This is a genomic window from Olsenella urininfantis, from assembly GCF_900155635.1.
Taxonomy (GTDB): domain Bacteria; phylum Actinomycetota; class Coriobacteriia; order Coriobacteriales; family Atopobiaceae; genus Olsenella_G; species Olsenella_G urininfantis.
On the sequence record NZ_LT732540.1, the window covers coordinates 798,964 to 822,947 of the forward strand.

General features: G+C 64.8%; 22 protein-coding genes and 4 tRNA genes. 2 read left to right on the forward strand and 24 right to left on the reverse strand.

Features of this window, described 5'->3' with window-relative positions:
* Positions 1 to 58: 58 nt before the first annotated feature.
* The 24 genes from CZ375_RS03695 to CZ375_RS03810 all read right to left on the reverse strand — a co-directional run bounded on the left by CZ375_RS03695 (position 59) and on the right by CZ375_RS03810 (position 23,243).
* A complete protein-coding gene (locus tag CZ375_RS03695) occupies positions 59 to 1,906 on the reverse strand; it encodes an ABC transporter ATP-binding protein (RefSeq protein WP_077597952.1) in 1,848 nt (615 codons plus the stop codon).
* Complete coding sequence (locus CZ375_RS03700; RefSeq protein ID WP_077597953.1) at positions 1,906 to 3,642, reverse strand: ABC transporter ATP-binding protein; 1,737 nt, start codon at positions 3,640 to 3,642, stop codon at positions 1,906 to 1,908. The genes CZ375_RS03695 and CZ375_RS03700 overlap by 1 nt, the downstream gene beginning before the upstream one ends.
* A 19-nt stretch (positions 3,643 to 3,661) precedes the next feature.
* Positions 3,662 to 5,455, reverse strand: a complete 1,794-nt coding sequence (locus CZ375_RS03705; protein ID WP_077597954.1) for an ABC-F family ATP-binding cassette domain-containing protein — start codon at positions 5,453 to 5,455, stop codon at positions 3,662 to 3,664.
* Between the two features lie 2 nt (positions 5,456 to 5,457).
* Entirely contained in the window at positions 5,458 to 6,705 is a 1,248-nt protein-coding gene (gene coaBC, locus CZ375_RS03710; RefSeq protein ID WP_077597955.1) for a bifunctional phosphopantothenoylcysteine decarboxylase/phosphopantothenate--cysteine ligase CoaBC, read from the reverse strand.
* Positions 6,702 to 7,415 carry a zinc ribbon domain-containing protein gene (locus CZ375_RS03715; RefSeq protein ID WP_077597956.1) on the reverse strand — a complete coding sequence of 238 codons (714 nt, stop codon included), beginning with the start codon at positions 7,413 to 7,415 and terminating at the stop codon, positions 6,702 to 6,704. Before CZ375_RS03715 ends, coaBC begins: the two co-directional genes overlap by 4 nt.
* 31 nt (positions 7,416 to 7,446) lie before the next feature.
* Positions 7,447 to 8,613 (reverse strand): cysteine desulfurase family protein, encoded by a 1,167-nt coding sequence (locus CZ375_RS03720; protein WP_077597957.1) that lies wholly within the window; start codon positions 8,611 to 8,613, stop codon positions 7,447 to 7,449.
* A gap of 9 nt (positions 8,614 to 8,622) precedes the next feature.
* Positions 8,623 to 9,300, reverse strand: a complete 678-nt coding sequence (rpe, locus tag CZ375_RS03725; protein ID WP_077597958.1) for a ribulose-phosphate 3-epimerase — start codon at positions 9,298 to 9,300, stop codon at positions 8,623 to 8,625.
* A 12-nt stretch (positions 9,301 to 9,312) separates the two neighbouring features.
* Positions 9,313 to 10,332: an NAD(P)H-dependent glycerol-3-phosphate dehydrogenase gene (locus CZ375_RS03730; protein ID WP_077597959.1), complete on the reverse strand. Its 1,020-nt coding sequence runs from the start codon at positions 10,330 to 10,332 to the stop codon at positions 9,313 to 9,315.
* Positions 10,333 to 10,346: 14 nt separating this feature from the next.
* Positions 10,347 to 11,045 (reverse strand): glycerol-3-phosphate 1-O-acyltransferase PlsY, encoded by a 699-nt coding sequence (gene plsY / locus CZ375_RS03735; protein WP_077597960.1) that lies wholly within the window; start codon positions 11,043 to 11,045, stop codon positions 10,347 to 10,349.
* A 1-nt stretch (position 11,046) separates the two neighbouring features.
* Positions 11,047 to 12,375, reverse strand: a complete 1,329-nt coding sequence (der, locus tag CZ375_RS03740; RefSeq protein ID WP_077597961.1) for a ribosome biogenesis GTPase Der — start codon at positions 12,373 to 12,375, stop codon at positions 11,047 to 11,049.
* A gap of 94 nt (positions 12,376 to 12,469) precedes the next feature.
* Positions 12,470 to 13,873, reverse strand: coding sequence for a DUF512 domain-containing protein (locus tag CZ375_RS03745; protein ID WP_077597962.1), 1,404 nt, complete (start codon positions 13,871 to 13,873; stop codon positions 12,470 to 12,472).
* A 1-nt stretch (position 13,874) separates the two neighbouring features.
* On the reverse strand, positions 13,875 to 14,723 hold the full coding sequence (gene ispH / locus CZ375_RS03750; protein ID WP_077597963.1) for a 4-hydroxy-3-methylbut-2-enyl diphosphate reductase: 849 nt from the start codon (positions 14,721 to 14,723) through the stop codon (positions 13,875 to 13,877).
* Between the two features lie 2 nt (positions 14,724 to 14,725).
* Entirely contained in the window at positions 14,726 to 16,153 is a 1,428-nt protein-coding gene (gene cmk / locus CZ375_RS03755; RefSeq protein WP_077597964.1) for a (d)CMP kinase, read from the reverse strand.
* A complete protein-coding gene (locus CZ375_RS03760; RefSeq protein WP_077597965.1) occupies positions 16,150 to 16,812 on the reverse strand; it encodes a histidine phosphatase family protein in 663 nt (220 codons plus the stop codon). Before CZ375_RS03760 ends, cmk begins: the two co-directional genes overlap by 4 nt.
* Positions 16,802 to 17,614 carry a pseudouridine synthase gene (locus tag CZ375_RS03765; protein WP_077597966.1) on the reverse strand — a complete coding sequence of 271 codons (813 nt, stop codon included), beginning with the start codon at positions 17,612 to 17,614 and terminating at the stop codon, positions 16,802 to 16,804. Before CZ375_RS03765 ends, CZ375_RS03760 begins: the two co-directional genes overlap by 11 nt.
* Positions 17,598 to 18,263, reverse strand: a complete 666-nt coding sequence (gene scpB / locus CZ375_RS03770; protein WP_077597967.1) for an SMC-Scp complex subunit ScpB — start codon at positions 18,261 to 18,263, stop codon at positions 17,598 to 17,600. Before scpB ends, CZ375_RS03765 begins: the two co-directional genes overlap by 17 nt.
* A complete protein-coding gene (locus tag CZ375_RS03775; protein ID WP_077597968.1) occupies positions 18,263 to 19,072 on the reverse strand; it encodes a segregation and condensation protein A in 810 nt (269 codons plus the stop codon). The genes scpB and CZ375_RS03775 overlap by 1 nt, the downstream gene beginning before the upstream one ends.
* A gap of 2 nt (positions 19,073 to 19,074) precedes the next feature.
* On the reverse strand, positions 19,075 to 19,749 hold the full coding sequence (locus CZ375_RS03780; RefSeq protein ID WP_234966848.1) for a site-2 protease family protein: 675 nt from the start codon (positions 19,747 to 19,749) through the stop codon (positions 19,075 to 19,077).
* A gap of 9 nt (positions 19,750 to 19,758) precedes the next feature.
* The gene (locus tag CZ375_RS03785) at positions 19,759 to 20,235 is read right to left on the reverse strand and encodes a hypothetical protein (protein ID WP_077597969.1); all 477 of its coding nucleotides are present in this window, start codon (positions 20,233 to 20,235) and stop codon (positions 19,759 to 19,761) included.
* Entirely contained in the window at positions 20,228 to 22,237 is a 2,010-nt protein-coding gene (locus CZ375_RS03790) for an ABC-F family ATP-binding cassette domain-containing protein (RefSeq protein ID WP_077597970.1), read from the reverse strand. The genes CZ375_RS03785 and CZ375_RS03790 overlap by 8 nt, the downstream gene beginning before the upstream one ends.
* A 198-nt stretch (positions 22,238 to 22,435) precedes the next feature.
* Positions 22,436 to 22,511 (reverse strand) — tRNA-Ile (locus tag CZ375_RS03795).
* 41 nt (positions 22,512 to 22,552) lie between these two features.
* Positions 22,553 to 22,628, reverse strand: a tRNA-Ala gene (locus tag CZ375_RS03800).
* 109 nt (positions 22,629 to 22,737) lie between these two features.
* Complete coding sequence (locus tag CZ375_RS03805; RefSeq protein WP_077597971.1) at positions 22,738 to 23,100, reverse strand: MmcQ/YjbR family DNA-binding protein; 363 nt, start codon at positions 23,098 to 23,100, stop codon at positions 22,738 to 22,740.
* 67 nt (positions 23,101 to 23,167) lie between these two features.
* A tRNA-Ala gene (locus CZ375_RS03810) sits at positions 23,168 to 23,243 on the reverse strand.
* 163 nt (positions 23,244 to 23,406) lie between these two features.
* On the opposite strand from CZ375_RS03810, the gene CZ375_RS03815 reads away from it, so the two are divergent.
* A tRNA-Val gene (locus CZ375_RS03815) sits at positions 23,407 to 23,481 on the forward strand.
* Positions 23,482 to 23,601: 120 nt separating this feature from the next.
* Complete coding sequence (locus CZ375_RS03820) at positions 23,602 to 23,979, forward strand: hypothetical protein (RefSeq protein ID WP_077597972.1); 378 nt, start codon at positions 23,602 to 23,604, stop codon at positions 23,977 to 23,979.
* The last annotated feature ends 5 nt before the right edge of the window (positions 23,980 to 23,984 follow it).

Genomic DNA, 23,984 nt, shown 5'->3' on the forward strand with positions numbered 1-23,984 from the left:
GATTGACAAGTATCAGCAGACGGTAGACGACCATCTGCGGGAAGCGGGCAGGGCTTAGCTATCGGGCAAACTGGCTCTGGTAGAGCTCTGCGTAGCGACCTCCCCTGGCAAGGAGCTCCTCGTGGGTGCCTCGTTCCACGATCTTGCCGGCGTCCATGAAGACGATGAGGTCGGCGTTCTTGATGGTCGAGAGGCGGTGGGCGACCACGATCGAGCTGCGCCCCTCGATCATGCGGTCGAAGGCGTCCTGGACCTGGAGCTCCGTGCGCGTGTCGATGGAGCTGGTCGCCTCGTCGAGGAGCAGTACCGCAGGGTCGCTCAGCATGACACGGGCGATGCAGAGCAGCTGGCACTGGCCTGCGGAGAGAGAGCCTCCCCCCTCGCCTATGGGCGTGTCGTAGCCGTGCGGAAGCTGCTCGATGAACCTGTGCGCATGGGCGCGTTCGGCAGCCGCGCGAACCTGCTCGTCCGTTGCGTCGGGGGCTCCATAGCGAATGTTGTCGGCCACACTTCCCTCGAAGAGCCAGGTGTCCTGCAGCACCATCCCGAAGGCAGCGCGAAGGCTTCGCCTGCTGAGCTCGCGCAGGTCATGCCCGTCGATGCGAATGCGACCGCCGTCGATCTCGTAGAAGCGCAGGAGGAGGTTGATGAGGGTGGTCTTGCCGCAGCCCGTTGGTCCCACGAGGGCGATGCGCTCGCCTGGCCTCACATGAAGGTCTATGTCCTGCAGCAGGGGACGGTCCTTGCGATAGGAGAAGCAGACGTGGTCGAGGTCAACGGCACCCCTTGGCGCGGCGAGCTCGAGGGCCTCTCCCGAGTCAGGCGGCTCCTCTTGGGCGTCAAGAAGCGCAAACACGCGCCCAGCGGAGGCGAAGGCGGACTGGAGCTGCGTCACCACGGATGAGACCTCGTTGAAGGGACGCATGTACTGGTTCGTGTACGAGAGAAAGCTCTGCACCTGCCCCACGCTGAGGGGCGACGGCCAGCCAGAGACCACGCAGACGCAGCCCAGGACGGCAACCATGCCATAGCTCAGGTTGTTGACGAGGCGCGTCGAGGGGTTCGTGAGCGAGCTCACGAACTGCGCCCTCTCGCCGACGCCATAGAGCCTCTGGTTGATATGGGAGAACTCCCCCGTCACCTCGCGCCCATGCGAGAAGGCGCTTGCCAGGGCATGGTTGGAGATCATCTCCTCGACGAAGCCGCCCAGCTCGCCCTGGGTCTGCTGCTGCGCGCGAAAGCTTGCGGCGGAGCGGCGGGCAATCCAGGACGCAGCAAGGAACGTGAGGGGTGTGATGAGCACGACGGCGAGGGCGACGCCACCCGAGAGCGAGCACATGTAGACGAGCGTCCCTACGATGGTGACGGCGCCCGTGAAGAGCTGGTTGAAGCCCTGAAGGAGCCCGTCCGTGACGGCGTCCACGTCGTTTGTCACTCGACTCAGCAGGTCTCCGTGGGAATGCGCGTCAACGAAGGAGAGCTCGAGGTGCCTCAGCTTGCCAAAGGCGGCGTTCCTGAGGTCCTTCGCGGTCTTGTAAGAGACGCGAGAGGAGCTGTAAAGAGAGACCCACTGAGTCAGCGCCGCAAGAGTGACGCAGGCCGCGAGCCAAGGGAGCAGGTCTGCCAGGGATACGAGGTCGACCTTGGATGCCGAGACCATGCAGTCGATTGCCTGCCCGATGACGATGGGCACGTAAAGCTGCAGGAGGACGGAGACGGTGGCGCATGCGAACGAGAGTAGGAGGAAGCCCGCGTGGGGGCGTGCGAACGAGAGCGTGCGCCTCAGGAGCTCCCGAGCCGAAAGGTCGCTTGCGCCGAGGTCTTGCGCGCCTTTCCCAGATTCGTCCGCGCGCACGCTTGACAGGGCCGAGGTGGCGCTTCCGCCACCGGAATAGGGATTGGGCATCAGGCACCGAGCTCCTCTCGACTCAGCTGCGAGAGGCAGATCTCGCGATACAGAGGGCAGGTTTCGAGCAGCTCAAAGTGACTCGCGAGCCCCACCATGCGCCCATGGTCAAGCACGAGGATCTTGTCGGCCTGCATGACGGACGAAACGCGCTGGGAGATGATTATGGACGTGGTCCCCTCCCCCAGGGTTCTCAGGCTCCCCCTCAGGGCGGCATCGGTCTTGAAGTCAAGCGCGGACGCGGAGTCGTCCAGAACGACGAGACGAGGGCTCCCGACCAGGGCGCGCGCTATCGTGAGCCTCTGGCGCTGTCCTCCCGAGAAGTTCCTTCCCCCCGCCTCAACCGCCTCGTCGAGACCGGAGGGCTTCGCTCGGACGAAGTCTGCCGCCTGGGCAAGCTCAAGGGCCTTCCAAAGGTCGTCGTCGCTTGCGTCGGGGTTGCGCCAGCTGAGGTTTGACCGGATGCTGCCGCTCACCAGCGACGCATGCTGCGGAACCAGCGAGACAAGCGACCTGAGCTGACCCAAGGGGTAGTCGGCAAGCTCGTTGCCCATGAGGCGCAGCGACCCCGAGCTTGGGTCATGCAGGCGCAGCAACAGGTTGGCGAGCGTGCTCTTGCCCGAGCCCGTCCCTCCGATCACCCCAAGGGTCTCCCCCCTTCCGAGGGACAGGGTGACGCCCGAGAGGGCGGGCGTCGCGCTGGCATCGAAGGAGAACGAGACGTTTTCGAGCTCCAGGAGCTCTGCCGCGGGATCAACTGAAATGTCGCGGTCGGCGTTCTCGACAACGCTGGGGCTGGTCTCGAGGACCTCCTCTATGCGACTGGCGGAGGCGGCACCCTTGTTGAAGACCACGACGAGATTCGCTACGTAGGCAATGGCCACCAGAGTCTGGGTCATGTAGTTTACGAATGCCATGACCTGGCCCTGCGAAAGGCCGCCCGCGTCGATGCGCACGCCACCGTTCCAGAGGATGGCGACTATCCCGAGGTTCATGATGAGGAAGGTGGAGGGGCTCAGCAGGGCCGAGAGCCTTCCGGAGGCCACGGCAAGCTGTGCCTGCGCACCCGAGGCTTCCCTGAAGAGCCCGTCCTCGAAGTCCTCCCTGCGAAACGCGCGGATGACGCGAACTCCGGAAAGGGACTCGCGGCAGATGAGGGAGAGCCTGTCGAGGGTCTCCTGGATGCGGGAGAAGTAGGGAACGGACCTAGACATGACGAACCAGAACACGAGGATGATGGCAGGCACGCACGCGAGGAACACCAGGCCCAGGCGGAGGTCTATGAGCAGTGCCGCCACCATCGACCCCATGGCCAGGATGGGAAAGCGCACCAGCTGGCGAATGGCCAGGGCGACGGCAAGCTGAACCTGGTTTACGTCGCTCGTGACGCGCGTCACGAGCGACGGCGTGCCGAAGCGGCTGACATCGGCCACCGAAAGACCCATTATCCTCTGCATGAGCGCATCCCTGAGGTTCGTCCCCATGCCCTGGGAGACAAGGGCCGCCATCTTCTGGCACACAAGCGTGAAGCAGTAGCCGAGCAGGGCGAAAGCCAGGAGGAGCGCGCCATAGCGCAGGAGCACCGAGGCGTCCTTGCTGGCCACCCCCCTGTCGATCATCCGCGCAATGACCAAGGGGGTGATCAGGTCAAAGACGACCTCGACGACCTTGGTCGACATGCCCAGGGCGATCTTTGCCCCGAAGGGCCGCGCGAAGCGAGCGAGCAGCTTTCCCATACGAGAGTCGAGCCCCCTCCTATTCGATGCCCAGGCGCTCCGCAAGCTCGAGCCATTCGTCCTCAAGCGCGGCAAGCTCCTTCTCGGCGACGTCGATCTCGGCCTGCTTTTGAGCAAGGGCCTGGTAATCGCTCCCATCAATCCCGAGAAGCTCCCTGCGCAGGCGGACAGGCTCGCCCTGGAGCCTGTCTATGCGACGGGCAACGCTGTCGTGGCGCTTCTTAAGCTCCCGTCTCTCCTGGTTGGATAGTCCGATGGGGGCCCCTTGCGCCACGGGCTCGGTGAACCCGCGAACAAGGCCGCCGTGGCTCCTTCCCGAGAGCAAGGAGAGGTACTCGTCCACGCCCCCCGGAACATGGCGAATCGTGCCGTCGATGATGGCAAACTGGTCATCCGTGACCCGCTCCATAAGGTAGCGGTCATGGCTCACCAGGATCAGGGTCCCCGGCCAGCTGTCCAGCAGATCCTCAAGCACGGCAAGCATGTCGGTGTCAAGATCGTTTCCCGGCTCGTCCAGTATGAGGACGTTGGGCTCCTGCAGCAGGACGCACATGATCGCAAGCCGTCTGGTCTGCCCTCCCGAGAGGTCCCGGATGAAGGTCGGGAACTCACGTCTCTGGAAGCCCAGGCGCTCAAGCAGCTGCTCGCTGGTCTGGGGCTTGCCATCGACCACGACGTAGTTCTTGTAGCTCGCCACAAGTTCGCTGACGCGCCAGTCGTCGCGCTCGTGCAGCAGCGAGAGGTTCTGCGAGAGCAGCCCGAAGCGCACCGACTTGCCAACCTTCACGTAACCCTGGGAGGGAAGGAGCCTGCCGCACATGAGCGAGAGCAGGGTGGACTTGCCCGCGCCGTTCTCGCCCAGGACCCCGATGCGCTCGCCGGGGCCGATGAGCCAGTCGATTCCCTTGATGACCTCGGTGCCGTCATAGCTGGCGTGGACGTTCTTCATCTCTATGACCTGCTTGCCCAGGCGACTCACCGCAAGCCTCTTGAGCTCGACGTCATTTCTGAGCGGCGGATCGTTCTCGAGGAGGGCCATGGCCGCGTCAATGCGAAACTTCGGCTTAGAGCTTCTCGCCTTGGCTCCGTGGGCAAGCCAGTTGAGCTCCTTTCGCAAGGTGTTCTGGCGCCTCTCCTCCATGACGGCCGCCTGGCGCTGGCGCTCCACGCGTTGTTGGACGTACGCCGAGTAGCCTCCCTCGAAGGGGTCTATGCGCCCGTCATGGACCTCCCACATGTGCTCGCAGACCTCGTCCAAGAACCAGCGGTCGTGCGTGACCACCAGCAGCGCGCCAGAGCCTTTGGGCCATCGAGACTTGAGGTGGTCTGCGAGCCACCCGATTGCGTGCACGTCCAGATGGTTGGTTGGCTCGTCCATGAGAAGGACGTCCCAGTTTCCCACGAGAACGCGGGCAAGGTCGCAGCGACGCCTCTGCCCGCCGGAGAGCGTCCCGACAGGCGCATGCCAGTCTATGTCGCTCAGGAGCTCGTCCATGATGGAGCGCGTGCGTGCGTCTGCCGCCCACTCGTACTCCAGGGCATCGCCGACCACGGCATGCTCCACCGTCTCGTCATTCACGAGGCGGTCAGACTGCCCGAGGAATCCAACGGTGATGTTGTTGCGCCAGGTGACGGAGCCGGCATCGGGCCCTATCCTTCGTGCGACGAGGTCGAGGAGGGTGGACTTCCCATCGCCGTTTCTTCCCACGACGCCTATGCGCTGGCCCTCGTTTATGCCAATGGTCTGCTCGTCCAGGACGGTTTTGCCGGGCCACTCGTGCGAGAGGGACTCGCAGCCGATGAGTATGCCCACGCCTATGCCCCCTTCGCGAGAAGCGATCCCAGACGGTCGAGAAGGACCTCTGCGACATCGTCGAGGGGCTGGGTCTCGAACTGCTCCACGTCGTCCGGCCCCACGAGGGCTATGCGGCTCGTGTCGGCGCCAAAGGTGGAGTCGGGACGAGAGACGTCATTGGCCACGATCAGGCTTGCGCCCTTGCGCGCGAGCTTCGCCCGGGCGTTGGGGATGAGGTCGTCAGTCTCTGCGGCGAAGCCTATCACGGGACGCCGTCCACGGATGTCGCAAAGGGTGGCGAGGATGTCTTGCGTCCGCACGAGCTCGATGCTCTCCAGGGGCTCGGCCCCTTTCTTGAGCTTGTGGTCAGCGGGGTGGGCGGGGGTGTAGTCCGCCACCGCGGCGCTGCAGACGGCAGCGTCGCAGCCCTCGAAGGACGACAGCGACGCCTCGAGCATCTCCTGCGCGGAGACGACGTTCAGGCGTCGCACGCCCTCGGGGGTTTCGAGGGACGTGGGACCGCTCACGAGCGTTACCCGCGCCCCGCGCTGCGCTGCCCTGCGAGCGATGGCGTAGCCCATCTTCCCCGTAGACGAGTTGGCTATGTAGCGCACCGGGTCTATCGCCTCGTGCGTGGGGCCGGCGGTGACGAGAAGCCTGGTCCCCAGAAGGTCCATCTGCGGAATCGCGCCGTTGGGCGCAGGCTCGTCAAGGGCACCAAGGAGGCCCTGCCTCGAAAGAAGGCCCGAAGCCGCAGCCACTATTTCGTCTACGGAGGCGAGCTTGCCCTGGCCCACCTCCCCGCAGGCCAGCCTTCCGCTGCCCGGGCTCACGAAATGGGCCCCCCTCCCCTTCAGGATGGAGACGTTGGCCTGCGTGGCGACGTTGTTCCACATGCGCGTGTTCATGGCGGGCGCCACCAGCACGGGGCAGTCGAGGGCCACGAGCGTGGTGCTCAGGGCGTCATCGGCGATTCCCTGGGACATCTTGGCGAGCATGTTGGCGGTGGCCGGCATGAGGACGCAGAGATCTGCGAAATCGGCAAGCTCGATATGTGGGATGGGAGACCCCGGCGTGCCGAAGAGGCTGGTGACCACGGGGTGTGTGCTCAGGGCCTCGAAGGTCATCGCGCCCACGAAGCGAGTCGCCTCCTCGCTCATCACCACGCGTACGTCGCATCCCGCCCCCTGGAGGCCCCTCAGCACCTCGCATGCCTTGTATGCGGCGATGCCGCCACATACGCCCAGCACTACGTTCCTGCCGCTCACTGCGCGACCTCTTCCGTCACGAGGAGACGGTGGCAGTAGGGGCACTCGCAGATGGGGCCCTGTCGGCGAAGCTCGGCATAGGAGCTTGCCTGGAGCTTCACCCGGCAAACGGACGGGACGTTTCCCACCAGGCGTTCCACGGCAAGCCCGTCGAAGCGCCTGCTGGCCCTCTCGTAGCGCTCCGCGGTGTCGTCGTCAAGCTCGGCGATGAGGCCCTTGCGAGCGGCGGCCAGCGTGCGTGCCTGGGACATGAGGTCGGCGGTCTGGCGCCTGAGGCCCTCCTCCTGCTCCGCAGCCTCTCGCCTGAGCTTCTCGCCCAACGCCTCCGCGCCCCTTTCCGCCTTGAGAAGGCGATCAAGGCGCAGAACCTTGTCGTCATGAGTGAACTCGAGCTTCTCGAGCTTCTTCGCGATGTGACTCAGCTGTGCGTCAAGGTCCGAGAGCTCCCGGTAGCCGGCGCCGTCCGCCTTGGCGCGGACCGACTCGCGCACCTCGAGCAGGTGGGCATGCTGCGCCTCGCTCTCCTCGAGCTCCATCTGGCTGTCCTTGCGCTGGCCAAGAATGCGCGAGAGCTCGCTGGAGATCTTCTTTTGCGCCTGCCGGATGGCGGCAAGCTTCTTTTGCTGGGGCATGTCCTTCAGGCTGCGACTCAGCCTCATGAGCTTAAGGTCGGTCTCCTGGAGCTTGAGGAGGGCCTCGTAGTCGTTCATCTCGTTACTCCCTTTCAGGGATCGTTGGTTTCTAGCGTCGCCTCAGGAGGGAGACGGTCTCTAGAAGGGCGCTGGCAAAGGCATCCAGCTCCCCGTCGGTCGTGCGCTCGTCAAACGAGACGCGCAAAGAGCCAAGGGCGAGGCTTCGGGGGATACCCATGGCGGAGAGCACGTGGCTGGGGTCAAGGGAGCCCGAGGAGCAGGCGGAGCCCGCGGAAACCTCAAACCCCCTTTGGTCGAGCTGGAGGATGAGGCTCTCGGAGTCGAGCCCCTCGACGAGAATCGACACGAGCCCCGGCAGGCGGTCGTCACCAACCTCGCAGCCGGCGGTTGCCAGAATGCGGCTTCCCTGGGCACAGACGCGCTCGTAAAGGCGTCTCGAGCGAGCCGAGACCACGGCGCGTCTCTCCTCGAGCTCGCCCGTGCAGGCGCGAGCGGCGGCGGCAAAGGCGAGGGCGCCACGAACGTCCTGGGTTCCCGCCCTTCTCCCCTGCTCTTGGCCGCCACCGAAGCTCTGGGGTCTAAACGGGCAGCGGCCACGCAGGGCGAGGGCACCGATCCCCACGGGACCACCGATCTTGTGGGCGGCGACGCTCACGCCGTCCACGTCGCGAAGCTCGAGCGGAATGCGCCCGAAGGCCTGCACGGCATCGGTGTGAACAAGGGCACCCACGCCATGAGAGAGCCGGGCGACCTCAGCGAGGGGCTGCACCACGCCCGTCTCGTTGTTGGCGCTCATCACCGAGACGAGAGCCACGCGCTCGTCCAGCCCGTCGTGAAGGGCGTCCAGGGAGACCTTCCCGTCGCTTCCCACGGGAATGGTCTCGGCCTCGAAGCCGGCGTCCCTGAGCGATGGCAGCACGTCCAGGATCGAGTCGTGCTCGATGGCAGAGACCAGGACCCTGCTGCGCCGGCGGTCCCTCTCCCTTGCGCCTGCGGCCATGCCGTGCAGGGCGATGTTGTTGGACTCGGTGCCACCTGACGTGAGCACGATGTCAGCGGGCCTGAACGCAGCGCCCAGGCACGAGGCGAGGGCCCTGCGCGAGGCGTCAAGCTCGCGAGCGGCCCTGCGTCCCAGCGTGTGCAGGGAGTTGGGGTTGACGCCCGCGATCTCTGAGCTCTCGTAGTCTCTCTCGGCCCTTAGAGCCTCCCCGCACAGGGGAGAGGAGGCGGCGTGATCCAGATACACAAAGCTCATGCGATCAGCCTACGCCATGAGGGCGAGGCCGCGCTGGCCCGCCGCACGGATGGCCTCGACGTTGGCGGCATGGTCTCCCTTGAAGACGGCAGACCCCGCAACCAGGAGCCTCGCTCCCGCGCGCACGACCTCCTCGGCGTTCCCCTGGCCGATACCCCCATCGACTTCGATGAGCGGGCTCACGCCGCGCTCATCGCAAAGGGAGCGCAGCGCCCTGATCTTCCTGGCGGAACCCTCGATGAAGCTCTGGCCGCCGTAGCCAGGGTTGACGGTCATTATCAGCACGAGGTCCAGCTCGTCGATGATCGAGTCGAGCACGTTCACGGGAGTGGCGGGGTTGAGGGATATGCCTGCCCTTGCGCCGCGCTCGTGGATGAGGTTTACCAGGCGCTCTGCATGAATCTGCGCCTCCCAATGGAAGGTGACGACGTCCGCGCCGGCATCCAGGTACCAAGGAACGCTCTCCTCGGGGTTGCTGACCATGAGGTGCGCGTCAACGGGAATGTCCGAGCAAGCCTTGACCTGTCTGAGGATGGAGACTCCAAACGAGAGGTTGGGGACGAAGTGGCCATCCATGACGTCGTAGTGGATGTAGTCGGCATTCGAGACGCTCCTGATGTCCTCGCCCAGGCGAGTGAAGTCTGCCGAGAGAATCGATGGCGCTATCTGCACTGATTCGTTGAGCATGTGTGCGTTCCCCTATTCGTTTGTGTTCAGGCCGTAAAACTCCTCGTGTGGGGTGCGCTCGAGGAGCGCACGGGAAGCCTCCTCCAGCGACAGGCCATCATACAGGATTGCGTGCACCGCCGAGCTTATGGGTGCCTCAACCCCCCGCCCCCGCGCGAGCTCCCAGACGCTGAGGGCCGCGCGCGCGCCCTCAACAACCATACCCGTTGAGCTCTCGTACGCCTCGAGGGTTTGCCCATTCGCAAGAGCCTCACCAAAGCTCCGGTTACGTGAGTGGCGAGAGGTGCAGGTCGCAACCAGATCACCCATGCCGGCCAGACCCATGCAGGTCATGGGCAGGCCACCGCAGGCAGACACGAAGCGGCCCATCTCGGCAAGACCCCTCGTCATGAGGACGGCAAGCGTGTTGTCGCCCAACCCGCGTCCCGCGCACACACCGCAGGCGATGGCGATGACGTTCTTGATCGCCGCGCAGAGCTCCACTCCCCTGAGGTCGAGGCTTCTGTAGACCCTAAAGCAGGAGTCGGAGAACAGGCCCTGGAACAACCGAGAGACCTCCTCGTCCTCCGAGGCGACGACTGCGGCAGAGACGAGACGCCTGCAGATCTCCTCGGCATGGTTTGGGCCGGAGAGCGCGGCCACGCGCGAGGCGCCTCCCAGCGCGTCCGAGACGACGTCCGTCATGAGCAAGTGGGTTGCGGGCTCTATCCCCTTGGTGAGGACCACAACGGGAACGTCCCTTGCTATGAGGCCCCTGAAGTCCCCCATCGTCTGCCTCAGGTAGGAGCTGGGCACGGCGACGACGATGGCCTGCGCCTCGCGGGAGGCCTCTTCAGGATGCGTGGTCGCGCATATGTTCGATGGCAGCAGGCATCCGCTCAGATGATGCGGGTTGCGATGCTCGTTGGAGATCGAGTCGGCGGCATCCGAACGTCGGGCCCACATGACGACCCTCTCGCTGTTATTGGAGACCAGGCCTGCCGCAGCGGTGCCCCAGGACCCCGCACCAATGACAGCCACCTTGTCCAGCATCTTGCCACCCCCCGTCAGTTGCGTCTCTTCGTTCCCCTGCTCTTCTCCTTGGGATTTCCGGGATGAACCGTGAAGCGCCTCTCCGTGCCAGCCAGAAGGCGCCCCGCGTTCTCCCTGTGACGCCATAGGACCACGCCGGACGCGAGGGCGAGCAGGAGCACCGCAGGAACATGGAAGCCAAAGGCCGCCGCAAGAAGAGGGAGGGCAAGGGCGGCGGCAATGGACCCGAGCGAGACATAGCGACTGGGAACCGCAAAGACAAGAAAAACCAGCAGGACGCCCAGGGCCAAGGGCCACCACAGCGCGAGCGCCGAGCCAAATCCCACTGAGATCCCCTTGCCGCCCCTGAGGTGCAGATAGGGCGAGAACACATGCCCCAGGACGCAGGAGACGCACACGCAGGCAAGCAGCCATCCCATGGAGGAGCGCGGGTCGGCAAGATCTGCGGACGCGACGGGAGCGAGGCCGGTCAAGAGGAGCCTCGAGAGCGAGACCGCAAGAAAGCCCTTTCCCGCATCGCAAAGGAGGGTTGCCGCCCCCGCGAGGGCGCCCGCGGAGCGCGCGACGTTGGTCATGCCGATGTTTCCCGACCCTACGTGACGGACGTCGACGTGCCCGGGCGAACGACGCGCTATGAGCAGACCAAAGGGGATGCCGCAGAGAAGGTACGAGAGGGCAACGCTGGCAAGCCCCGCGGGCAGAAGTGGGCTCATGTTACTTGGACTCATCCTTTCTGCGGAACCTCAGGCGGATGGGGGTGCCCTCAAGGTCGAAGGTGGCGCGCAGCCTGTTCTCCAGGAAGCGCTCATAGTTGTCGTCGATGAGGTCCGGCGCGTTGCACCAGAAGCTGAACACGGGCGGCTTCGAGCCGGTCTGCGTGCCGTAGTTGATCTTGAGGCGGCGGTTCTTGCTCGTGACGGTGTGCCCGCTCTCCCTGACCTGCGTGATAAGGTTGTTGAGCTGGGGAGTCTTGATCTGCTGGGAATGGTTTTGGGCAACGCGCAGGGCCGCCGCGAGCACGCGGTCGGTGGAGCGGCCCGTGAGCGCAGAGATGTTTACGGATGGTGCCCAGCTCGCGAAGCTCATCCGCTGGCCCAGGGATGCCATGACCCTGTCACGCTTCTCGTCCGTGTCGATGAGGTCCCACTTGTTGAGGACGATCACGATGGCACAGCCGCGGTCCACAGCCATCCCCATGAGCTTCTGGTCTTGTTCCGTAACACCCACGGTGGAATCGACCACGAGCAGACATACGTCAGCCCTGTCCATGGCCTGCAGCCCCCTTACCAGGCTGTAGTACTCCACGTCCTCATGAACCTGGGTCTTCTTGCGCATGCCTGCCGTGTCGACCAGGCGAATGAGGTTATCCTTCCACGAGATGAGCGTGTCGGTGGCATCGCGGGTTGTCCCCGCGAGGTCAGCGACGATGAATCGCTCCCTCTTGGCGAGGCGGTTGGCCAGGGAGGACTTCCCCACGTTGGGACGACCGATGATGGCAACGTTGAGGGCCCCGTCGTCTGCGGGCTCCTCGTACCCGTCGTCTGCGGGAAGGGCTGCGATCACCTCGTCCAGGAGGTCTCCGGTACCATGGCCGTGGCTGGCGGAGAGTGCCTGGGGCTCGCCCACCCCGAGGCTGTAGTAGTTCCAGCTGTCCAGCTGCGCCTCGGGGTTGTCGATCTTGTTGACCACGAGGAAGACGGGCTTCTTGGACGCGCGGACCACGCGAGCGACCTCCTCGTCCTCGTCCGTGACGCCCACGCTTCCGTCCACGACGAAGACTATGGCATCCGCCTCGTCGCAGGCGACAAGCGCCTGCTCGCGGATGCGCGGCGCAAAGACGTCCTTGCTGTGGACGGACTCGATGCCACCCGTGTCGATGAGCGTGAACTCGCGACCGTTCCAGTCGCAGTCATGGTATGAGCGGTCGCGGGTGACGCCGCGAGACTCGTGGACGATCGCCTCCCTGCTCACGGCAAGGCGGTTGACGAGCGTGGACTTGCCTACGTTGGGGCGGCCGACAATGGCTACGACTGGCTTTTGCATGGTTCTCCCTGCTGTTGGTTCTATCTGCAGAAGTCTACCATGCGCCAGCTTTGCCCAAACGAGGCGCACAGCAACGCCATCAGCGGGACGGGCCCTACAGGAGGCGCTCCACGAGGGAATCCACCATGGCCGTAGGCGTGGTGTTGACGACAAGCGCCTCTCCCCCGCGACGGGCGACCTCCTCCACGATGTGGTCCTGAGTGTCGCCGTCCAGGGTCACGTGATCGAAGTTGAACATGATCTCGGGGATGACGACGATTCTGCCCCGCAGGTCGTCGGGCAGCTGGCTCAGAAGGTCGCAGCTCACGATGAGACCCGTCACGTTGACGTCTCCACCGTAGTAGTCGTTGCGTATTGCCTGGGCGGCGAGCCCGGAGGGCATGCCTATCGCGTCAGACCACCCACCCAGGAAGCTCTGCGTGACGCCCAACGCGGCCTCGCCGCAGACGAGCAGGCAGCTCCTCGACGAGTCGCTCAGGGTCTGGCTGATGAGCTGCAGCTCCGCAAGCCTACTCGAGCAAAGGAGGTTGGCTTCGTCCAGGAAGCTGCGCAGCATGCCGATGCCGTCATAGAACTGGGGGTAGCCGTCATAGTTCTCGGCAGGGGGGACTTCCTCCCGCGCATCGATGTAGAACTCGTCCGAGAGCTGGAAGCGCGTGATGCCCATGGACTCCCGCGCGCGCCTCTGGTAGGGCTCTATGAGACGAATGACCGCACGGGATGCCTCGACGTCCTCGGAGAACGACTCCGAGAACTGCTTGGAGTACTTGGTGTAGCCCATGGGAACCAGTGCCAAAGACGTGATGTTCGGCCTCTCCTCCACCCAGTCGAGGGTGCGCCTGAGCTCCTCGCCGTCATTGATCCCCGCGCAGACGACGATCTGCCCGTGCACCTCAAGCCCCGCGTCGCACAGGCCCTGGAGCACGTCGATGCCACGCTGCGCACGGGCTCCGATGAGGGAGCGCCTCACTTCCGGCGAGATGGCATGGATCGAGACGTTCATGGGCTCCATGCGGCATTCGATGATCCTGTCCAGGTCGGCGTCGGAGACGTTGGTGAGCGTAACGAAGTTGCCCTGGAGAAACGAGAGGCGATAGTCGTCGTCGCGCAGCATGAGGGAGGCACGCGCATCCTCCGGAAGCATGCGCATGAAGCAGAACTGGCAGGCGTTAACGCAGGTGCGAATGCCATCGAACAGCACGTCGCTGAACTCTACGCCCCAGTCCTGGCCCTGCTCGCGCTCAAGGGTGCAGGAAAAGAGCCCCTCCTCGCCGGGAACCTCCACATCCAGCTCGGCAAGCTCGCCATCTGCCTCCCAACGCCACGTGATGATGTCGAGAAGGGGCCTTCCGTTGACGCTCTCGATGCGCATGCCGGGCTCGAGTCCCGCCTCCCAGGCGGGGCTGCCCTCCTCGACCTTGGTGAGCCAGGCGCCGTCAGCCTGTGGCCTGGTGGAGGCGTAGTCCGAGCGGGTCTTTCCGTCGTAGCCCTTTGCCATGCTACTCGCCGACCATTTCCCTGATCGCGAGGACGACCTCGTCGATCTGCTGCTGAGGCGTGGACGCGCCGGCAGTGACGCCGACGACAGGCGCACCCTCGAACCAGCTTGGGTCAAGCTCGACCGGAAGCTCTATGTGATGGGTGCGCCCGCAGCTTTCGCGACAGATCTCCGCGAGGCGCGTCGTGTTTGCCGAGTTGCGGCCACCGATGACAATCATTACGTCCGACCTCTCGGCCAGGCTTGCCGCCGCCGACTGCCGCAGGGTGGTTGCCTCGCAGATGGTGTCTATGATCCTGAGCTCCTCACAACGCCCTATGAGCTCTGCCGCCAGCCGCCTCAGCCTCGCGCGCGACTGGGTGGTCTGCACCACGACCCCCACGCGGCGACCCATCACAAGCCGGCCAAGGTCGTCAAGCGAGGAGACGGTGCGGGCGCCGGGCGCATGGGCCAGCGTTCCCTCCACCTCGGGATGCCCCGGCTCGCCAAGCACGATCACCTGGTAGCCCTCACGAGTAAGCTGCTCAGCCGCGCGATGCGCACGCACCACGAAGGGGCAGGTGGCGTCAAGGACGAGGTTGTGGCTTCTTCTGGCAAGCTCCTCCTCATCGGGGGTCACTCCATGGGTCCTGAGGAGGAGCGTGCCTCCAGGCCGCTCCTCGGCATGCTGCACCACATCCACGCCCTCGCGCTCGAGCTCCTGCACCACGCTGGGGTTGTGGATGAGCGGCCCGAGCGTGTGGACCGGGCCATCTGCGTCACGGAGGGCTGCGCGCACCATGTCAAGCGCGCGGTTCACGCCATAGCAGGCCCCCGCCTCCTGCGCCACCAGCACCTTGGTCCGGGACATGGTCAGTCCTTCCCGGGGTGGGCGCGCCTGAGCTCGTCACGAAGGGCGTAGACCCTCTCCATCGCCAGCCTCTCCATTGCGGCAGACTGTGCCTTGCGACCCCTCGCGTCGAGCTCCGAGAACTCGATGCAGGGACCGACCTTGCACCAGACGCGCCCAAGCCGCTTGATGCGACGCCCCTCGACAGAGATGTTCCGCGCGCCCACGATGGCCATGGGCTGGACGGGGGCCTTTGCGAGCTGTGCCATGAGGGCGAACCCGCCATGGATCTCAACGGGCTGGCTGTCGGAGCGCACGCGTGTGCCCTCGGGGAAGATCAGCACGCACTCCCCGCGCCTGAGGGCGCGCTCCGCCCTGCGGACGGCCTTGATGTCTGCGGTTCCGCGCACGACGGGGATGCCGCCAACTCGCGAGAAGAACCAGCTGACTATCCCGCTCTTGTCAAACTCGCTCTTGTAGATGGGGCGAACCCGCAGGCCGTGGGCCCACATCGAAACCACCACGATGATGGGCTCGAGGATCGAGACGTGGTTCATCACGATGACGCGCCCGCGCCTCTCGCGCCAGAGAAGGGCGCCCTCCTCCACACGCCACGGCCAGAGCAGCTTGGTGAGGCCCCCCACGACGCAGACGACAAATCCAAAAAGCAGGCGGGACGGCAGCGGGAAGTCCCGCATGCCATGATCGTAGTAGTCGTCGAGGGTGTTGCAGCCAAAGGCGCGAAGGCGGTCGCGGGCGGGAGCGACGGTCATCTTCGACGCAGGCCTGGCGGCAGCCTGCGCCTCGTCCATGAGTCGGCAGACCCTTGCCACGACCTCCTCGATGCCGAGCGTCGACGAGTCTATGCGATGGGCGTCCGCCGCCGGCTTGAGAGGAGACTGCTCCCGCCTCGAGTCCGCCTCGTCGCGCCTGATTATGTCGGCGAGGATCTGCTGCTCCCCCTCGCCCTCGTCCCCGCGCTGCACGGCCCTTCGATGGGCCCTTGCGGCGGGGTCTGCCGTCAGGAACACCTTGACGTCGGCGTGAGGAAACACCACGGTACCGATGTCACGGCCCTCGGCGATCACGTTTCCGCCCTGGGCAAGCTTGCGCTGGCCCTCGACCATCGCGGCGCGCACCCCCGCAATGGCGGCGACCTTCGAGACGCTCCGGTCGATAGCGGGGCTCCGGATCTCAGACGAGACGTCCCTCCCGTCGAGGACCGTGGTCTGGCTTCCGTCCGCCGCCTGGCCGAATTGGATCCGCGCCTCGCGCGCAACGCGGGACACCGCCTCATGGTCATCGAGGTCCACCCCGCGCCGGAGGCACTCCAGGGTGACCGAGCGGTACATGGCGCCGGTGTCAAGCAGCGTGAGCCCTCGGCGTGCGGCGATGGCGTGGGCAATGGTTGACTTGCCCGACCCAGCCGGCCCGTCTATGGCAACGATCATCTGACATCACTCCAAAAGTCCTCGTCGAGCGGCGCGCGGGCAGACCTGAGCCTAAGTTCTTCGGGCCTGAGCCCCAGGGCCTCCAGGGCAAATCGCCTTCCATCGCACGACATGATCTGAGAGCTCACGTTTCGCACCTGCAGGTTCCAAAAGCTCGTGAGCGGTGTGTCAAGAGCAGCGCCGATCAATGCCCTGGTGAAGCCGCCATGCGTTATGCAGGCAGTCCTGCCCGAGAGCGGCCTCAGCTCGTCGAGCACGAGGCGGGCCCTCTCGACAAGCTCCTCGAAGCTCTCGGCGCCTGGGGCAGGGAGGGAGCGCCCTGCGTCATCGAAAGGCCAGGGAAAGCTATAGCCTGCGGAAACGAGGCGCTCATGGGTCCAATCCTGCACCGAGCCAAACTCGATCTCTGCCAGCTCCTCATGTACCTCGCAGCTCAAGCCGAGCGCCGCCGCCACCTCCTCCGCAATGGCGCGGCAGCGCGCGAGCGGAGAGCACCAGATGCGGTCTGGCCGCCAGGCGGCGAGGGCGCCAATGGCCTCATACATCTGCGAGACCCCCAGCTGAGTAAGCTCCACGTCCTTTCGCCCGGAGAGGAAGTGCTCGGTGTTGGCGAAGGTCTGGGGGTGACGCATGAGAAGGACCTGCTGCCTAGCGGGCATGGGCCGCCTCCTTTTGGCCAAGCTCCTCCAGCATGCCGACCTCGCCCGGCTCGAGAAGCCTCCATGCGCCCTCGTCCACGCCTTCGAGGCGAAGGGGGCCAAACTGGTCCCTGTGAAGTCTGAGGACCTCGTGTCCAACATGCTTGAGCATGCGCTTCACCTGGTGCTTGCGCCCCTCCCTGATGCGCAAGCCCACAACGGCGCAACTCCTTGGAATCCCTCCGGGGCACACGCTCGAGACGCGCGGGTCGCCCTGCGAGAGCACGCTCGCCTCGGCCGGAAGAGCCGCGCCATCGTCCAGCACCACGCCCCTGCGGAGACGCTCGAGCTCAAGGGGGCCCGGGACGCCCCGAACAAGGGCGAGGTAGTGCTTCCACACGTGACAAGAGGGATGCAGCAGCCGATTGGCGACGTCCCCGTTTGTGGTGAAGAGCAGGAGGCCCGTCGTGTCCGCGTCAAGGCGACCCACGGGAAAGAGCCCTGGGAAGCGGTCGACCGGCACGAGAGAGGCGACGCAGGGCCTCCCCTGGGGGTCGCTCATGGTGGTCACGTAACCAGAGGGCTTGTTGAGCATGAGGTAACCGTGCGCGTCAAAGAGCGCGTAGACCCTGCCGTCCACGCTCACCACGTCTCGCTCGGGATCAACCTTGCTCCCCAGCTCGGTTACCACCCTCCCGTTCACGCGCACGCGTCCTGCCGTCATGAGGTTCTCGGAGCCCCTGCGGCTGGCAACGCCAGCACGCGCGAGAAAGCGCTGGAGGCGCATGGTGCACCCGTGCCCGAGGCTACCGCTCGTCTCCATAGTCACCACCCAGCAGCTCCCTCTCGTCGTCGATGTCTTGGGAGGCCTCCTCCAGCGTAGAGGAGATTGCCCTGCCGGAGAGACGCTCCCGAATGAAGCGCTTCGACTCCTCGTCCGGCGCGAAGTCCTCGAGCGGAGGAAGGTCGCGCAAGGACTTCAGGCCAAACTGCTCGAGGAAACGCCTCGTCGTTCCGTAGAGGGTGGCACGGCTGCGGTCGCCCTCGTGGCCCATCTCCCTCACCAGGCCCTTGTCACGCAGCGAGGAGATGACCCCGTCCGAGCTCACGCCTCGCACCGCCTTCACGCCCTCGCGGGTGACGGGCTGATGATAGGCGATGACCGCAAGGGTCTCGAGCGCGGCCTGGGAGAGCCTGCGCGTGTCCCAGCTGAGGACATAGCCCTCAACCTGCTCGTGATAGGCGGGATGGGTGTGGAGCCTCCACCCGCCGGCGACCTCGCGCAGCTGAAACCCGCGGTTCGTGTCAGCATACTCGGCGGAAAGCTCTGCCAGCGCCGAGGACACCTCGCCAGGGGCCGCGCCCAGCACCTTTGCGAGCTCTGCCGCCGCAACGGCGTCGCTTGACACGAGGAGCAGGGACTCCAGCGCACCCTTGAGCGAGTTTTCGTCGATTCTGTCCAGGTCACGCATCAGGCATCCTCCTCGATGCTGGTAAGTTCCGAGCCGTCAAGCTCAAAGGCGGGCGCGCCCTCCACGCGGGCGATGTCAATCTCGCCGAAGGCCTGAGACTGGGCAAGGGTCACCGCCCCCCTCTTGCTGAGCTCAAGGATGGCCAGGAAGGTCGCCACGACGGCCTCTGCCCTCAAGTCCGAGCCAAGGAGCTCGGAGAAGGTCAGGAGCGGCTTGCTCCTCGTCATCCGGTCAACGCTCGCGACGGTAAGCGCGATGGGAAGCCGTTTTGGTGCGACGTGCTCGGCCTCCAGCAGGAGCGACTCCCTTCTGCTGTCAAGGTCGGCGCAGATGACGGCAAGCGACCTCAGGGTGATCCCCTGGAGGTAGTCGGGCATGAGGCCCAGAAACTCCGGGTCCGGCCCAGCGCTGCGGCCCTCCATGAGGCCCTCCGCCTCCATGCGGCTGGACAGGGCGGCGGCGGCGTTTCTGAACTGCTTGTATGCTATGAGCCTGGCGATGAGGACCTCTCGCGCCTCATCCGGGGTGAGACTTGAAAGCTCGTCCTCGTCGCCCTCGTCCTGAGACCCCCTCGCGGCATGGTCCGGGACGAGCGCCTGTGCCTTCATGTCCAGGAGCGTGGAGGCGACCAGAACGAAGTCGCTGGCAACATCCAGGTCGAGCGCGCCCATCGACTCCACCTCTTCGAGGTACTGGTCTGCCACCGCGGAGATGGAGATTGCGCCGATGGCGAGCTTCTGCCGGCTGACAAGCTGCAGGAGCAGGTCAAAGGGTCCCGAATACGCCTGTGTCCTGACACTGTACGACAAGGCTATGCCCCCATGCCCAGGATGAGGTCCGCCAGGCCACCGGCAGTGACGTTGAGATATACCCCGAGCGGGTTGAAGTGCAGGAGGTACGGAAGGGCATAGAGCAGGACGAGCAGCACGGGCATCGAGTAACGCTGCATCTGGTAGTAGCGCTCGAGCGCCTTGCCGGAAAGGAGGGGCGTCACGATCTTGGACCCATCCAACGGAGGCAGGGGTATGAGGTTGAAGAACGCAAGTACGCAGTTCACATACACGTAGGTGGACACGAAGCGCAGAAGCCAGAAGAGGGGCCCATAGGCGCCGTCGTAGAGACGGAGAAGAAGGGCGAAGACGATGCCGCCCAGCACGGCCTGGAAGATATTCGAGGCGGGCCCTGCCAGGGCCACGAGAACCTCGTCTCGCCTGCGGTTTCGAAGGCGAGACGGATTGTAGGGCACCGGCTTGGCGAAGGCGAACACGGGCCCGTTGAGCCACGCCATGATCATGGGCAGGACGAAGGAACCGAAGGGGTCGAGGTGCGCGCGGGGGTCCAGGGTAAGCCTGCCCGCCTCCTTGGCGGTGGGGTCACCCAGCCTAAAGGCGACGTAGCCATGTGCCACCTCGTGCACCACGGCGGAGAACATGACCGCGACGATGGAAACCACAACGGTGTAGACCCGAAGGTTAAAGGGGTTCAAGGGGTGCTCCTAGCGCATTCTCATGGCTGCGGACCTACGCGACAGCAGCCAATCGCAGATGAACAATATGATAGACGCAATGACGAAGTCGCCCCTGAGGGCGCCGCCAAAGGGAGTGGGGACCACAAGGACGCCCGAGAGGGCCGCGGGCTCGATCCTCCCGGCCAGGCCCGTGAGCCCAAGGAGATGGAGACGCAGCGATCCGGTTACCAGGGCGTTTGCGCAGACCAGAAACGCCAGCAGCAATGCGGCCAGGCGAAGCGCGAGGGCCAGCAGGCCCAGGAGGCGCGCTTCGAGCCGTCTCAGGAGGAGGGACTCCCCTGCGACATCGCCCCCGCGACGCCCGTCCGCGGCAGCGAAGGGCTGCTGCCTGGGGCTGGGAACGGCAACCTGAGGGCTGTCGTGGAATTGCGGGGGCCGTCTGAGCGTGGAAGCGCTCCCACGGGGCGGCTCTCCCCAAGGGCTCCCCTCTCTCACGCTAGGCATGTGCCGCCTCCTCGATGCGCTCCGTCAGCTCGAGCCACTCCTCCTCGAGTGACGGGATCTTCTGGGAAAGGGACGTGTACTCCTTCATGCAGCGATCGAATTCGTCGGCGTTGGCATAGAGCTCCTCCGACGCCATGAGGTCCATGAGTTCCTTGTAGCGGGCCTGGGCGGGCCTGAGGGCAGCCTCCACCTGCTTGAGCCTCCTGCGCTCTTCCCTTACGGCCCTGTTGGCCGCGTTGCGTGCCTCCGCCTCCGCCCGACGCTGCTCCTTGGTCTTTACGTTTCTGCCTGAGGGCCGAGCGTCTTCGCCTGCGGGACCTTCAGCCGAAGAGGGTTCCGACTTCGCCGCAGGCCCTGCGGCAGGAACCTCCTCCCCCCTCGCGCGCGCCTCGAGCTCCGCGCGCTTGAAGAGGTAGTAGTCGTAGTCCCCGTCATAGACGCTGACCTTGTGGTCGCGCACGTCAACGACCTTGTTTGCCACGGCTCGCACCAGATGCTCGTCATGGCTGATGAGGACGATGGTGCCGGGGAAGTTGATCAGGGCCTCCTCGAGCACGTCAACGGAGTCGATGTCCAGATGGTTGGTGGGCTCGTCCAGGCACAGGAGGGGATCTGGGGCAACCAGCATGCGGGCCAGTGCCAGACGAGCCTTCTCGCCACCCGAGAGCACGCCGACGCGCTTGTCGACGTCGTCCCCATGGAACAGGAAGGCGCCCAGGAGCCTGCGCTCCTCCGAGCTGGTCCAGCCGGGGGCCGCCTCGTCCATCTCCTGCAGCACGGTCATTCCCTCGTTGAGGGTCTCGAGCTGATGCTGGGCGTAGTACGCCTGGGTCACGTTCTGGCCCAGGCGTATGAGCCCCCTGTCGGGACGCTCGTGCCCGTTGATGAGCTTCATGAGCGTTGACTTGCCCGCTCCATTGGGCCCCACGAGCACGACATGGTCACCGCGATACAGCTTGAGGTCAACTCCCTCATACACGAGGTTGTCGCCATAGCTCTTCGTGACGTTCTCCACCGCCACGACCATGTCCCCCGTGCGCGGGGGCTCCGGAAAGCGGAAGTGCACCTTCTTGGAGGACTCCGGGAGCACCGTGAGCTCGCCTTGGATCTGCTCGATTCGGCGGATGCGCTCCTGCACCTGCTTGGCCTTCGTGGGCTTGTAGCGGAACTTGTCCACAAAGACCTGCATGTGGTTGATGTCTCGCTCCTGCGCCGCCCTCTTGGCGCGCAGCTGCTCCAGGTTGTCCTCCCTCTGCCTCAGGTAGCTCGAGTAGTTGCCCACATAGGTCACGAGCCGCTTGTTCTCGAGGGAGGCGACATGGCTCACGCAGGCGTCCATGAACGAGCGGTCGTGGCTGACGAGGAGGACGGCACCGTCGTATCCGGCCAGGAAGCCCTCGAGCCACTTGACGCTCTCGAGGTCAAGGTGATTGGTTGGCTCGTCGAGCAGCAACAGGTCCGGATGCCTCAGCAGGAGCTTTGAGAGGGCGATACGCATCTGCCAGCCACCGGAGAACTCTGCGGCAGGCTTGTCGAAGTCCTCGACGGGAAAGCCGAGGCCCCCAAGTATCTGCCGCGCCCGCGCCTCGAGCTCGTAGCCCCCCAGGCGCTCGTAGCGGTCCTGGGCGTTGGCATAGCGCTCGAAGAGCTTTGCCTGGTCCGGCCCCTCCTCGGTGACCGAGATGAGATGCTCCATCTCCTTGATGTCCGCCTCGAGCCCCTTGATCTCGCGGGCGGACTCGACCACCTCGGCCAGCGCGCTCGCGTGTCCCGCGAGCTTGGTCTCCTGCTCCAGGTACCCAATGCTCGCGTCTCTCGCGAAGCTGATGCTGCCCTCGTCGGCACTCTCCTGTCCCATGAGGATCTTGAGCAGGGTCGTCTTCCCGGCGCCGTTGGGACCCACGAGGCCCCAGCGCTCGCCGGCGTTGAGCTGCAGCGTTGCGGCCGAGTACAGGACCCGGCCGCCGAATGACTTGGATATCTTGTCTGCAAGTGCGATCAAGCGCATCCCTCCGCAGGATGGTGTCTCTATTTTGCCATCAGTATACGAAATGGGACCGCACGTGCCGAGCGGCGGGGCATCAATACCCACAAGCAACATGCCCTGCCGTGCTCGCGAAAAACAGGGAGACGTGCCAGGTCAAAGCCAGACAAAAAGGCAGGCTAGATGGTTTTCGCCCATCTGGCCTGCCGGTTCATGTGGTGGGCCCAGAGGGATTCGAACCCCCAACCCAGGGATTATGAGTCCCCTGCGCTAACCGTTGCGCCATAGGCCCTTGAAAAAAGGCGACGGCTCATGCCGCCGCCCTCGTGTCCATGGTGGAGAATAGGGGGTTCGAACCCCTGACCTCATGACTGCCAGTCATGCGCTCTCCCAACTGAGCTAATTCCCCGTGCGTTGGTGCGTATGAAACAATAGCAGACGCCCACCTCTCGTCAAGCCCGAATTCTGCCTGACGGTAAATTCCCATAGGTCCTAGACGAGGCGACCTGCCTGACGTCTCAGTCATCGGAAAGATGGGGTCGCGATGCCTTGGGAAGTCCCGAGCGCACCAGGAGATAGGAGTTGATGACAAGGGACCGCAGGAGGTCCTCGTCCAGGCCATCCTTTGCCCTGACGCTGATCCAATGCCTCTTGTTCATGTGATAGCCAGGCTCGATGCAGTTGAAGGATTCCACCAGGGCCCGAACGTCACCCGGGGCCGCCTTGAGGTTTACCAGCATCCCGCCGTGGTCGCTCGCAAGCATGAACCACTTGCCGCACACGCGCGCCGCCTCCCAGTCCTCGGCGAAGACATATGGCTGTGCCTCGGGAAGCGAGAGGGCGATTCCCCTTGCCGTCCGATAGAGCCACTTGTCGTCCATCCGCCCCAGCCTCCGCGTGGAAAGATGCAAAAAAGCCCGGTCCATCAGGACCGGGCATCACATGCGATGGTGGAGAATAGGGGGTTCGAACCCCTGACCTCATGACTGCCAGTCATGCGCTCTCCCAACTGAGCTAATTCCCCGTGCGTTGGTGCGAGAGACATAATAGCAAACCATGACCTGCGGTCAAGCGACAATTCGAAGAATTGTCCTCGGACCTGGCATCGGCCTCAGCCGCGGCTTTCACATGCTTCTCAAATTTCACTGGACAGCGTCAGATATTCTGATAAGATAGCTCACGCGCTAGGGCGATTGGCTCAGGGGTAGAGCACTTCCTTCACACGGAAGGGGTCGCTGGTTCGAATCCAGCATCGCCCACCATGAACTCGCAAGGCCGTCGGAAAACCGACGGCCTTTTTTATTGCCCGACGCATCTGACTAACGTGACCCACCTGCGGCTACACTAGTTGAGTTGCACAACACAGCATGAAAGGAGTCATCATGACCGGTGACCACAAGGCCCTCAAGCTGCTCTGTCTCGCCGACCTGGTCTTTGGCCTCGCCTCCATGTCCTTTGGGGTTCTCCTTCTCGCGCAGAACCCTCTGGCGGAAACGTCCTGGGCCTGCGCGACCTGCGCCTTCGTCTCCCTCTTCCTCGGCATCCGCGGGGCGATGCTGGCAAACGTCCCGTCCAACGCGCGTCAGGTCAGCAGGGTCGCCGCAATATGCTCCCTTCTCGTCATGGCGGCGTCAGTGCTCCTCTTTGCCTCGTCTGCGGCCGTGGTCCTCATGCTCATCGTTGCCGTGGTTGCCTTTGCCCTCTCCATCGCCATCTTCCTCGTCGCTCGCAGGCTTGCGGACGCGCAGGAGAAGGCCTGACGGAC

What these genes read in the sequence shown, in the direction of transcription:
- CZ375_RS03765 (WP_077597966.1), bottom strand. Translation starts at nt 17,614, where the DNA reads ATGGAGACGAGCGGTAGCCTCGGGCACGGGTGCACCATGCGCCTCCAG.
- scpB (WP_077597967.1), bottom strand. Translation starts at nt 18,263, where the DNA reads ATGCGTGACCTGGACAGAATCGACGAAAACTCGCTCAAGGGTGCGCTG.
- CZ375_RS03805 (WP_077597971.1), bottom strand. Translation starts at nt 23,100, where the DNA reads ATGGACGACAAGTGGCTCTATCGGACGGCAAGGGGAATCGCCCTCTCG.
- CZ375_RS03720 (WP_077597957.1), bottom strand. Translation starts at nt 8,613, where the DNA reads ATGAGCTTTGTGTATCTGGATCACGCCGCCTCCTCTCCCCTGTGCGGG.
- CZ375_RS03730 (WP_077597959.1), bottom strand. Translation starts at nt 10,332, where the DNA reads ATGCTGGACAAGGTGGCTGTCATTGGTGCGGGGTCCTGGGGCACCGCT.
- plsY (WP_077597960.1), bottom strand. Translation starts at nt 11,045, where the DNA reads ATGAGCCCACTTCTGCCCGCGGGGCTTGCCAGCGTTGCCCTCTCGTAC.
- CZ375_RS03820 (WP_077597972.1), top strand. Translation starts at nt 23,602, where the DNA reads ATGACCGGTGACCACAAGGCCCTCAAGCTGCTCTGTCTCGCCGACCTG.
- CZ375_RS03745 (WP_077597962.1), bottom strand. Translation starts at nt 13,873, where the DNA reads ATGGCAAAGGGCTACGACGGAAAGACCCGCTCGGACTACGCCTCCACC.
- CZ375_RS03715 (WP_077597956.1), bottom strand. Translation starts at nt 7,415, where the DNA reads ATGAACGACTACGAGGCCCTCCTCAAGCTCCAGGAGACCGACCTTAAG.
- CZ375_RS03700 (WP_077597953.1), bottom strand. Translation starts at nt 3,642, where the DNA reads ATGGGAAAGCTGCTCGCTCGCTTCGCGCGGCCCTTCGGGGCAAAGATC.
- ispH (WP_077597963.1), bottom strand. Translation starts at nt 14,723, where the DNA reads ATGTCCCGGACCAAGGTGCTGGTGGCGCAGGAGGCGGGGGCCTGCTAT.
- CZ375_RS03785 (WP_077597969.1), bottom strand. Translation starts at nt 20,235, where the DNA reads ATGCCTAGCGTGAGAGAGGGGAGCCCTTGGGGAGAGCCGCCCCGTGGG.
- der (WP_077597961.1), bottom strand. Translation starts at nt 12,375, where the DNA reads ATGCAAAAGCCAGTCGTAGCCATTGTCGGCCGCCCCAACGTAGGCAAG.
- rpe (WP_077597958.1), bottom strand. Translation starts at nt 9,300, where the DNA reads ATGCTCAACGAATCAGTGCAGATAGCGCCATCGATTCTCTCGGCAGAC.
- CZ375_RS03695 (WP_077597952.1), bottom strand. Translation starts at nt 1,906, where the DNA reads ATGCCCAATCCCTATTCCGGTGGCGGAAGCGCCACCTCGGCCCTGTCA.
- CZ375_RS03760 (WP_077597965.1), bottom strand. Translation starts at nt 16,812, where the DNA reads ATGCCCGCTAGGCAGCAGGTCCTTCTCATGCGTCACCCCCAGACCTTC.
- cmk (WP_077597964.1), bottom strand. Translation starts at nt 16,153, where the DNA reads ATGATCGTTGCCATAGACGGGCCGGCTGGGTCGGGCAAGTCAACCATT.